Genomic DNA, 10,669 nt, shown 5'->3' on the forward strand with positions numbered 1-10,669 from the left:
TGGTTGGGAGTGCTGAAATAGGTCTACGCGCTGTGCGCAGCAAGGGCGTCGGCGATCACATCTATGAAAGATGCCTCATTGGTCACACCGGCCATATCAGAGGCTTGTACGGTAATCCCAAAGTTACGCGCCATCGCATCGTAGCGCGGTTGGCGGTGAGCGAGGGCTTGCGCATAGGTCCAACGAATGAACTCATCTGGATTAACGTCGCTCTCTTTAATATCGTTATTGCTCAAGTATTCCTTCCAAACCCGTGCAAGGAACTCTGGTTGATAGGACATCGGTTTAGGCTCTTTATCAAAGCGTTCAATCAAGCTTTCCGTGTGGGCGTCGCTCCCTTTGATCCAGACCATCAAGCACTCTTGCGCTAATGCGCTTAGTAACGGATCGTTCGGGTTCTCAGGGTCAACCCATTCGCAGATGGAGCCGCCTGTGTCGCAAATGAAATGTTGATACCCGTAGATATCGCGCCCGCGTTCAATAAAGCCATGTGTATCTGTTAGGGCGGCGATTTCTGCGTCTTTGAAGTGGTCTTGCCGGCGCTGATACTCTGTAAACGACAATCCACCCAGCTCAGGGTTGCCCGGTTTACCAAGATAAGCAGCAACAGGGCGCAAGTCATGGTCATGCACATTCACGCCAAAGTGAATGAGATCTTGCATCAGCATTTCACGCAAGAACGGGGTCTTCATCGCCTCACGTTTGAGATTGTCGATGATATGCTCACCCATGTGGCGCGTGCCGATGCGATAATCGACAGAGTAGTGAAACCAATTGCCTTGTTGGGCTAGAATTTCCGAAACATGGGTTTTGCCCAAGCCAGACATTGCAAACAACAACACGCGCTTTTGCGGCGCATCCCGCCATGCTTGCGCAGATGGATATAGCATTGGGCGCTCCTTTACGTGCACTCAGTTAACGCTTTGCTACTTGGCGCGGCGCAACGCGTCAACGCCGCGCCCGTCAAGAATGATCAAGCCAAGCGCCAAAAGCGCGAAGCCCGCGTAAGCCCGTGGATGCAGTGTTTCACCAAGAACAAGCGCGCCGAGCAAAATCGCGATTGGCGGCACGAGCAAGGTCACAAGCATCAGGTTGCCGCTTCCTGCAAGCGCTAGAATGCGATAATAAAGCAAATAGGCCAAGGCGGTCGCGATGATCACGTAGTATCCGATGGCAAGCCATGTGATCGGCTCTAGCGCCAGCGTGATCGGCCCTTCGATGATCCAAGCTGCTGGCAGCATGATCAAGGTTGAACCACTCAGCATACCCGCTGCGGCAACTTCCGGTGCGAGCCCGCTTAAGCTTTTGCGCGCCCAAATGCCCGCAAAAGCGTATGATAATGTGCCAGCAATGACCGCCAGCTGCGCGAGCGAGCGAATATCAAGCGCGCGCAGATGCTCGAGCCCGATTGCAATCGCAACCCCAAGAAAACCGATGATAACACCAACAAGTTTGCGCACACTCAGATTTTCATCAGCAAAAAAGAGCGAGGAAAGTACAACGCCGAAAATTGCCGTTGTGGCATTCAGGATCGATGTCAGTCCGCTCTCAATGGTTAATTGTCCCCATGCCATGAGGGAAAAGGGGATCGCGTTGTTCAGCAAGCCCATGCCGAAAAATCCGACCCAAACCGCTGGCGTTTTTGGCACAGAAAGGCCGCGAAACCAGACATAGAGCCATAGCAAACACATGGCCCAGCCTGTGCGATGCGCAACAGAGGTGAGAAAACCGACTTCATTCAAAGCAATACGGATTGATAGGAAGGACCCACCCCATATCAATCCAAGCAGCGCCAGAAGGATCCATGCAAGCGGTGTGATATCTTTGCTTTGTCTCATAACGGCGTGATTGCTGGATTGGTCGCTATGCTCAATCCGAAACCTGCACTTTGCGCGTTTCAGACCAGATATTGTAATAGTTGCCAGCGAAAATCAGCACTGCACCTACAAATACCCAAGGATCAAGCGGCTCAGCAAAGATCAACATGCCGATCACCGCAATGATCGGGAGACGTGTAAAATCTATAGGCATGACAACAGTCGCTGGTGCAATGCTCAAAGCCTTGGTGAGACAAAAGTGTGCTATCAAACCTGCAACACCAACCAAGCCCAACAGCGGCGCGCTCTCAAACGTGGGCAGTTTGATGTCACCGTCATATCCCGCACATATAAGGCCGAAAATCGCTTGTGTGACAGTTAGATAGGCCAAAATCGTTGTCAGGCTCTCTGTCTTCGTCAGTCGTTTTGTTAACAAGCCCGTCAGTGCAAAACAGATCGCGGCGAGTGCGGCAGTTACAATGCCGGCATTCAATGGTGTCGCGCCAGGGCGTGTCACAATCAGAATACCGATAAAGCCTAAGACAGCCGCCACGATACGCGGGCGCGTCATGTGTTCTCCCAAGAAAATCGGGGAAAGGACCAAAATCCAGATGGGGGACGTGAATTCAAGGGCAAAAACCTGCGCCAATGGAATGACCGTGATTGCATAAAACCAAAGGTTTTGTCCCCCAAAATGAAACACGTTGCGAATGACATGCACACCTGCTGAGCGGGTCGTGATTTCACCCAACGTCCCAACTGCGGCCCCGACAGAAAAAACGATGACGATGCCAGTGATAGACCGGTAAAGCATGATCTCAAAAGTATCATAGCCTTCAGCCAGCCAACGCCCTGCGACAGCCATAAACGAAAATGACACGATTGAGCCAATCATCCATAGCGCCGCGCGCAACTCAGGGGCCAAAGTGTCCTTCATTTTTCTAAGTAAACTCTCCCCGAAGGGCCGCTTTCAATCTGGCCGATCATTCCCATTCGATCGTTCCGGGAGGTTTGGAAGTGATGTCGTAGGTCACTCGATTGATACCTGACACTTCATTGATGATCCGCGTTGCGGTCTCGCCAAGGAATTCATGGGTGAACGGATAGTAATCAGCCGTCATTCCATCAACGGACGTCACCGCGCGCAAAGCGCAGGCAAAATCGTAAGTGCGCCCATCTCCCATGACGCCGACTGTGCGCACAGGTAGAATTGCGACAAACGCCTGCCAAATGTCATCATAGAGCCCGTGCTTGCGGATTTGATCGATATAGACCGCATCAGCTTCACGCAGAATGTCCAATTTTGCTCGTGTAATCTCACCAGGGCAGCGAATAGCAAGACCCGGACCAGGGAAAGGATGACGTCCGATGAACGATGATGGCAGACCCAGCTCACGTCCCAAAGCACGGACTTCGTCTTTGAACAATTCCCGCAACGGTTCGACGAGTTTCAAACCCATCTTTTCGGGCAAGCCACCTACATTGTGGTGTGATTTGATTGTCACCGACGGCCCGCCAGAAAAGCTCACGCTTTCAATGACATCAGGGTAGAGCGTACCTTGCGCAAGGAACTCGACTCCGTCAATTTCACCTGCGTATTTTTGGAATACATCGATAAACAGGCCACCGATGATTTTGCGTTTGGTTTCAGGATCATCTTGTCCATCCAAAGCACCGAGGAACAATTCTTGTTCTTGAGCATGAATAAACTGCATGTTGTAGTTGTCGCGGAACATCGCGACGACTTCATCCGCTTCACCTTTGCGCAACAAGCCATGATCAACAAACACACAGGTCAGTTGGTCGCCAATCGCTTCGTGAATAAGAACAGCTGCAACAGAGCTATCAACGCCACCGGACAGACCACAGATCACTTTCTTGTCGCCAACCTGCGCGCGGATCGCTTCGATCGCTTGTTCACGGTAGGCATCCATTGTCCAATCACCACTAAATCCGGCGAGCTTCACAAAGTTTTCGTAAAGCTTCGCGCCGTTCGGGGTGTGGTGTACTTCTGGATGGAACTGAACCGCATAAAAGTTGCGTGTTGAATCCGCTGTGATTGCGTATGGTGCATTCGGGGATGTTCCGTAGACTTCAAAGCCTGGCGCGAGCGCGGAGACGTGATCTCCATGGCTCATCCAGACTTGTTCTTTGCCATCTGCAAACCAGCCATCCAGCAGCCCTAATGCGTTTTCAGGGGTGACGTAAGCGCGGCCAAATTCGGCTGTGCCGCCACCGCCAGAAATCTTACCGCCCTCAACTTTACCCCCAAGTTGCTGCATCATCACCTGTTGGCCGTAACAAATCCCCAAGACAGGGACGCCAAAGGTGAACACGCTCTCCGGTGTACGCGGGGATCCTTCGCGCGTTACACTATCTGGACCACCAGAAAGAATAACGGCTTTTGGCGCAAAATCGGCCAGAAACGCATCCGTCACATTCTGATAAGGGTGGATTTCGCAATAAACATTCAGCTCGCGCAGACGGCGCGCAATCAACTGCGTCACTTGGCTGCCAAAGTCGATGATAAGAAGGCGGTCGTGGGATATCTCTGTCATATCTGTGCTCTAGGGCAGAGCGCGGCGGAGGTCAATTCGCTCAAACACCCACACAAAGGAAATGAACCTTGAGAAAGGTCGCTTTTTCACCCCAAGGGCCGCAAACCTGCGCTTTTCCCCCGCGCTTCGCGCATAAGAAGGGGCAACTTAGCGCATGAACTTTTATCGTGGGGATCAAGACTTATGGCCGAAGCAGCAGCACGTACTCGTAGAACCCGTGGAGGTGGCGGTGCAGCCCGCCGCGCAGAGCGCACATCCGTTAGCTTTGACACCGCAAAATACATTGAGCGTAACATCCCGAATTACGAAGTCCTCTCAGAGGCCGCTCTGGATGTGATTGAAGCAAATGCGGAGCAAATTCTTGAAGAGGTCGGCGTTAACTTTGTGAACAACCCTGCCGCGCTTGAGCGTTGGCGCGAAGCAGGTGCTATCATCGAAGGTGAGCGCGTGCGCATTCCAAAAGGTCTGGCGCGTGAGCTTTGCAAAACAGCACCGGCGAGTTTCACACAACATGCGCGCAATCCTGAGCGCAATGTCGTGATTGGTGGAAACACACTCGTATGTGCACCCGTCTATGGCCCGCCCTTTGTACGCGATGCCGCTGGTGGGCGTCGTTATGCGACGATGGATGATTTCCAAAAGTTCGTGAAGCTTGGATATATGTCCAAATGGCTACACCATTCCGGCGGCACTGTGTGTGAGCCAACGGATGTAGCTGTGAACAAACGTCACCTTGATATGTTGCTCGCGCACATGACGCTAAGCGACAAGCCGTTCATGGGATCTGTTACAGACCCAAGCCGTGCGCAGGATAGCGTGGAGATGTGTGAAATTCTCTTCGGTAAAGACTTCGTTCAAGAAAACACCGTGATGACGTCGCTGATCAACATCAATTCACCGATGACATTCGATGACATTATGATGGGCGCTTTAGAAGTTTATGCAAAGAACAACCAAGCTTGCATCATTTCGCCCTTCATCGTGGGTGGCGCGATGGCACCTGTTTCTGTCGCAGGAACGCTGACGCAGGTTCTGGCTGAATTGCTTGCGGGCATCGCTTACAGCCAGCTGATCCGTCCGGGCGCCCCCGTGATTGCAGGAGCGTTCGTAACATCAATTGACATGAATTCAGGGGCTCCGACCTTTGGCACGCCTGAAGCAAGCCATATCCTTTACGGAGCTGGCCAGCTTGCGCGCCGTTTGGGGCTTCCGTTCCGCTCCGGTGGGGGGCTGTGCGGCTCTAAGTTGCCCGATGCGCAAGCAGCTTATGAAACAGCACACACGCACAACGCCGCGCTTATGGGCGGTGTGAACTTTATGCTTCACTCTTGCGGTTGGCTTGAGGGCGGGTTGGTTTCATCATTCGAGAAATTTGTTGTGGATGCCGATCAGCTTGGCGTTCTTCACCATCTCGCGCGCGGTGTTGAAATTGATGAAAACGCGCAGGCGATGGATGCGATCCGCGAAGTTGGTCCAGGGGGTCACTACCTTGGCTGTGAACACACCCAAAACAACTTTAAAACGGCATTCTGGTGCACGGATGTGTTTGATTACAAACCTTTTGAGACGTGGCATGACGAAGGGGCACGCGATACGCAAACGCTCGCAAGCGCTCGTGTTGAGCAAATGCTTGCAACTTATCAGCCGCCCGCACTCGATCCTGAGATCGCGGCGAGACTTCATGCCTATGTAGAAGACAAAAAAGCCTCTATGCCTGATGCGTTTGTTTAAGGATTAGCGGTTAAATTGAGTATTTTCGCTGATGTTCAGCGATCAAAGCGATCAAAACTTCGGTATGACGCGCGGCGCTGTAAGTAGCGTCGCGCGTTTTACGTAGTGTATTTTGATGGTTTTCGAGGTCGAAGAGTTGGATCAATATCGCGCTTGCTTTGCTAGGAATAGCACCGCCCAAAATGCGTTTAAGATGGGTTTTACGACGATAATCGTTTTGCCCGAAGCGGGCAGCGCTTACCAAAAGTTTCGGGCGTTTTAGATTCGTAAGTTGCGTCATGAAATCAAGCATTGTTTGTCCCCTGAACAGCTATTTTGCTGGATCCAAACTTACTCAGCTTAAGGGTGTGTTGCATTTGAGATGCAATCTGCGTGCGCCATGTTCAGAATTGTTTATCAAATCGAAACAATACTTAATGCACGGCTAACTGTTAACGATTGGGTAACAATTTCAGCCGAAGTTGTGGATAATTCTTTGGATAACTTGCTTATAACAGGGTCAGAACACGTGTCAGATATGTCTTCGAATGCACAAGGAACCATACCAGCTTGGGTGCCTGAACCGGTTCAGCGTTACCTGACCCATACTCAAGCTGGTTTGCCCATTCGTGAAGTTGCGCGCAGGGCAGGGTGTCACGCCTCAACGGTTCTGCGCCAAATTCGCAAAATTGAAGTACGCCGCGATGATCCCCTTGTTGATCGCGCGCTGCACTCTTTAAGTTCCAATTATTTCCACGGCACTCCCTCTTTTTGCGCCAAGGAGACCCCCAATATGAGTGATATTCCAAAGACCAAAGGCTTTAGCAATGACGTCGCGAGCATGGAGCAACAGACACTGCGTATCTTGCGTCGTCTCTGTGAAGCGGGGTCGGTTTTAGCGGTTGCTGAAGGTATGGATACTGCCGTCGTCGTGCGCGAAAATCAAAGTGGTGCAACAAATAAGACTGCATCCGTTTCGGCTGAGTTTGTGGCTGTTCTTGCGTTGAACGCGTGGGTGGAGTGCGCGAATCCGGGACGTATCTCACGGTATAAAATTACCGCAGCCGGGCGTGCGAAACTGGCCGAATTGTCTGAAGCAGGAATGACGCAAAGTCTGAAGCTGGGTGGTCACTACGGTCAGAAGACATCTGAGGACAGTCAGACGCGTCGCGTGCGCTACAATACGGCTGAAAGTCCGGTCGCGGCCCTTGCGCGGCGTAAAGACAAAGATGGTGCGCCATTTTTAGATGACACCTTAGTGACTGCTGCTGAACGTTTGCGCGAAGATTTTGAATTGGCACAGTTGGGCCCACGCGTTGCGCAAAATTGGGACAACTTCCTGACTGCGGGTGCCGACGTGAACAGCCCCTCATCCGGCTCTACTGGCGGGGCGCCAAGTGCTGCACGCGAAAGGGTGGCCAAGGCGTTGCGCTATCTCGGTCCCGGTCTTGGGGACGTGGCGCTGCGGTGCTGTTGCTATCTTGAAGGGCTGGAAAGCGCTGAAAAGCGGATGGGTTGGTCCGCGCGCTCTGGCAAGATCGTGTTGCGCATTGCCTTGCTTCGTCTACGACAGTTCTACGAGACGGAATTGGGCGATGTGTTGATTGGCTGAGGTCTGAAAACACTGAAGAACCAATGCTGTCGCAAAGCTGCTATGCGTCAGATGGGCTGGCTGTCGCTGGAATGTATGCTATATCGCAGGCATCAGTATTCCAGCGAGGTCACATCCCATGCGCGATTTGAAAATCCCTGATCAGCGGCACCCTGAAAAGGCGCATCGCCCTGATAACGCGCAGCCTAAAAAGCCTGATTGGATCCGCGTGAAAGCGCCGACCGGTGCTGGATATCAACAAACCCGCGATATTTTACGAGAAAATAAATTAGTCACGGTTTGCGAAGAAGCAGGCTGTCCGAATGTTGGCGAATGTTGGAACCAAGGTCATGCGACGATGATGATCATGGGCGACATCTGCACACGCGGTTGTACCTTTTGTAACATTGCGACGGGCAAGCCGGAGGCGCTTGATGCGTTTGAGCCGGGCAGGGTGGCGCATGCTGTCGAAACGCTTGGTCTGAACCATGTGGTGATAACGTCAGTGGATCGCGATGATTTGGAAGACGGTGGTGCTGAGCACATTGCCCAAACCATTCGTGCCGTGCGCCACCGCGCACCGGACACAACGATTGAAGTTCTCACGCCTGACTTTTTAAAATGTCCTGTGAGCGCTGTTGAAGCTGTGGTCGAGGCACGTCCCGATGTTTTCAACCACAACCTTGAGACGGTGCCTGGCTTGTATCCAAGCGTGCGCCCAGGGGCGCGGTATTTCCATTCTTTGCGTTTGCTTCAGCAGGTAAAAGAAATGGACCCGACGATATTTACTAAGTCCGGTATTATGGTCGGCCTTGGCGAGGACAAGCAGTCTGTGCAGCAAGTCATGGATGACATGCGAGCGGCGGATGTCGACTTTTTGACCATTGGCCAATATTTGCAACCAACGCCTAAACACCATGGCGTGGCGCGATTTGTGGACCCTGATGAGTTCAAAGCGTATGAAAAGGCTGCTTGGGGCAAGGGCTTTTTGATGGTCTCCGCCACGCCTTTGACCCGCTCTTCCTACCACGCGGGCGACGATTTCGCGCGTCTTCGCGATGCGCGGGCGGCGAAATTGGGCTGAACACAACGCATTTTTTTACTTAAAGTTGAAGACATCAAAGTGGCGTGATCTTATCGATGCAAACGTGCGTTTCGATGCACATTGTTTTGTTAGGTTGGTGAAGAATGGCCCTGTCCCAAGATGCTCTAAGCTTATCGGTTGAAAACAACTTGGCACGTTGGAACGTGGCTTTGCCCACAGGAACGCCGATTGTAATTACATATTCATTTATGACAACTTAGACGGCGTATGATGTGCGCACAACCACAGCTGTTACGCCCTATTCAGAGGTGCAAAAACAAGGGGTGCGGGACGCGTTTGATACCTGGGAAGAGGTTAGCGGTCTTACATTCCTAGAGCTTGATCGGGGTGGCGACATGCGCATTTCGATGATTGGAGAGGACGACATGGCCAATATCGGCGGTCGTCCTGCTGGTGGTTTTGCTTATCTTCCGTTTGCCACAGAGAATGGTGAAACAACTTAGGACGGTGAAGCCCTTGGCGCGATTTTCCAAGATAGCGTTGGGGGGGATGTTTTTCTCAACGCTGATTATTATGCCAACGATCCAAATAGCTTTGATTACGGTCGCAGTGGTTTTGAAACCATGCTGCATGAAATTGGGCATGCGCTTGGACTGGAGCACCCGTTCGACGGCGATTTCCTAATTAACCCTGCACGCGACAACACAGACGTTACGATAATGTCTTACACAGATGGCTCGAACCCGAGCGAGTTGGGGACAGCGGATAAAGAATTTATCCAGTTTCTTTACGGCAAACAATCGTTTGACATGGTCTACAATGAAGATATGGAGATGCTGAAAATATTTGGCACGTCGGCGTCAGAGTTTATTCATGGCTCCACACAAAGCGATTTTTTCACCACATCCGCAGGTGCCGATACGATCTTTGGCTCCGATGGTGACGATTTTGCGCTTTTCACACATAGTTTGACCTTTGATGGTGGAAACGGCCAAGATACGGCGATTGCGCTCATGGGCAGCAATCTGTTGATAGACTCTGGTGGGTTATATCAATTTGATCCACCGCAAAATGACGACCTGAGCATTGATGACTTCTTTATGGGTGGCTTTGGCGATGACGAATTGTCAGGCGGGCTGGGGAATGATGTTTTGCTTGGGGATCGACCATCGCAATTCTTGTCTGGCTCTGATTTTATTGAAGGCGGCAAGGGGGCCGACTCTTTGCAAGGTGGCGGTGGCGCGGATGTCTTTTATTTCGCTTCCTATGACTCGCTTACACGTGAATTCAACGACATCGGCACTGACGTCATAGGCTATGTCGATGAAAACACGCTCTATGCAGAACTAAATTCAAGTGTTCCGATGATCTCGAACTTGACTGCGAATGCGCGTAAAGACTTTGAGATCGGCGTTGATATTGTTCAACTTGCAGGTATCCCCTCAAGCACGCGCAGTTATATCGAAAACAATTTGAACTTTTATCTAACAGATACAGACGACAGTGTTGTTTTTGACAATTACGACGTGTCAATTTTGTTTGCTGATGTCACTGCTGCTGATCTCTTGGCGGTTTCCGTGAGCGACGTTTTTGAGTTCGTTTAAGCCCCTCCTTTTAGATTCCACGCGCGGAAGGCCGTTATAATGCTTGCCAATATATCTCTTAAAACAGGACTTTTCGGGCTGTGTGTTCTTTTAAGTGCTTGCGCCGCTAGCCAAGAGGATACCACGACTTCAAGTTCAGATGGGCCTGAGGGCTCTGGTCCAAACACAGGTGACAATGTCGAGCGTGTGACAGGAACTGGCGCACAAACCGGTGTTGGTTTTGGCACATCTCAGTTTCCGACTACGCGCACAGGTCTTGCGGGTGCAAACGGCTTTGTTGCACAAATCGGTCTGAGGCCGATCTCCCCCTTACCCCAGACGGATTTAGCCTACAGCCACGGTAC

Annotated in this window: 11 protein-coding genes; 6 read left to right on the forward strand and 5 right to left on the reverse strand. The window is 51.7% G+C overall.

What is annotated here, in order from left to right; all coding sequences use genetic code 11:
- Positions 1-23 precede the first annotated feature (23 nt).
- Genes ACTG3Z_RS16465 through guaA form a run of 4 tightly spaced genes read right to left on the reverse strand, consistent with a single transcriptional unit; the run spans position 24 to position 4,375 of the window.
- Positions 24-890: an ATPase gene (locus tag ACTG3Z_RS16465; RefSeq protein WP_439144104.1), complete on the reverse strand. Its 867-nt coding sequence runs from the start codon at positions 888-890 to the stop codon at positions 24-26.
- 36 nt (positions 891-926) lie between these two features.
- The gene (locus tag ACTG3Z_RS16470) at positions 927-1,838 is read right to left on the reverse strand and encodes a DMT family transporter (protein ID WP_439144105.1); all 912 of its coding nucleotides are present in this window, start codon (positions 1,836-1,838) and stop codon (positions 927-929) included.
- 31 nt (positions 1,839-1,869) lie between these two features.
- A complete protein-coding gene (locus tag ACTG3Z_RS16475) occupies positions 1,870-2,754 on the reverse strand; it encodes a DMT family transporter (RefSeq protein WP_439144106.1) in 885 nt (294 codons plus the stop codon).
- A 46-nt stretch (positions 2,755-2,800) separates the two neighbouring features.
- Positions 2,801-4,375, reverse strand: a complete 1,575-nt coding sequence (guaA, locus tag ACTG3Z_RS16480; protein ID WP_439144107.1) for a glutamine-hydrolyzing GMP synthase — start codon at positions 4,373-4,375, stop codon at positions 2,801-2,803.
- Positions 4,376-4,558: 183 nt separating this feature from the next.
- Here guaA and ACTG3Z_RS16485 point away from each other — a divergent pair, with 183 nt between their 5' ends.
- Positions 4,559-6,106 carry a trimethylamine methyltransferase family protein gene (locus ACTG3Z_RS16485; protein WP_439144108.1) on the forward strand — a complete coding sequence of 516 codons (1,548 nt, stop codon included), beginning with the start codon at positions 4,559-4,561 and terminating at the stop codon, positions 6,104-6,106.
- A 10-nt stretch (positions 6,107-6,116) separates the two neighbouring features.
- Here ACTG3Z_RS16485 and ACTG3Z_RS16490 read toward each other — a convergent pair whose 3' ends face one another.
- A complete protein-coding gene (locus ACTG3Z_RS16490) occupies positions 6,117-6,398 on the reverse strand; it encodes a DUF6477 family protein (RefSeq protein WP_439144109.1) in 282 nt (93 codons plus the stop codon).
- Between the two features lie 87 nt (positions 6,399-6,485).
- Here ACTG3Z_RS16490 and ACTG3Z_RS16495 point away from each other — a divergent pair, with 87 nt between their 5' ends.
- From ACTG3Z_RS16495 to ACTG3Z_RS16515, 5 genes are all read left to right on the forward strand, one after another.
- Positions 6,486-7,697, forward strand: coding sequence for a DUF6456 domain-containing protein (locus ACTG3Z_RS16495; RefSeq protein ID WP_439144110.1), 1,212 nt, complete (start codon positions 6,486-6,488; stop codon positions 7,695-7,697).
- 118 nt (positions 7,698-7,815) lie between these two features.
- Positions 7,816-8,760 (forward strand): lipoyl synthase, encoded by a 945-nt coding sequence (lipA, locus tag ACTG3Z_RS16500; RefSeq protein ID WP_439144111.1) that lies wholly within the window; start codon positions 7,816-7,818, stop codon positions 8,758-8,760.
- A gap of 233 nt (positions 8,761-8,993) precedes the next feature.
- Complete coding sequence (locus tag ACTG3Z_RS16505; RefSeq protein WP_439144112.1) at positions 8,994-9,224, forward strand: hypothetical protein; 231 nt, start codon at positions 8,994-8,996, stop codon at positions 9,222-9,224.
- Between the two features lie 120 nt (positions 9,225-9,344).
- Entirely contained in the window at positions 9,345-10,325 is a 981-nt protein-coding gene (locus tag ACTG3Z_RS16510; RefSeq protein ID WP_439144113.1) for a hypothetical protein, read from the forward strand.
- 39 nt (positions 10,326-10,364) lie between these two features.
- Positions 10,365-10,669, forward strand: a 305-nt coding sequence (locus tag ACTG3Z_RS16515; protein ID WP_439144114.1) for a hypothetical protein, incomplete at its 3' end; no start/stop codon positions are given.

This window comes from Planktotalea sp., from assembly GCF_965659345.1.
In the GTDB taxonomy this organism is placed as follows: domain Bacteria; phylum Pseudomonadota; class Alphaproteobacteria; order Rhodobacterales; family Rhodobacteraceae; genus Planktotalea.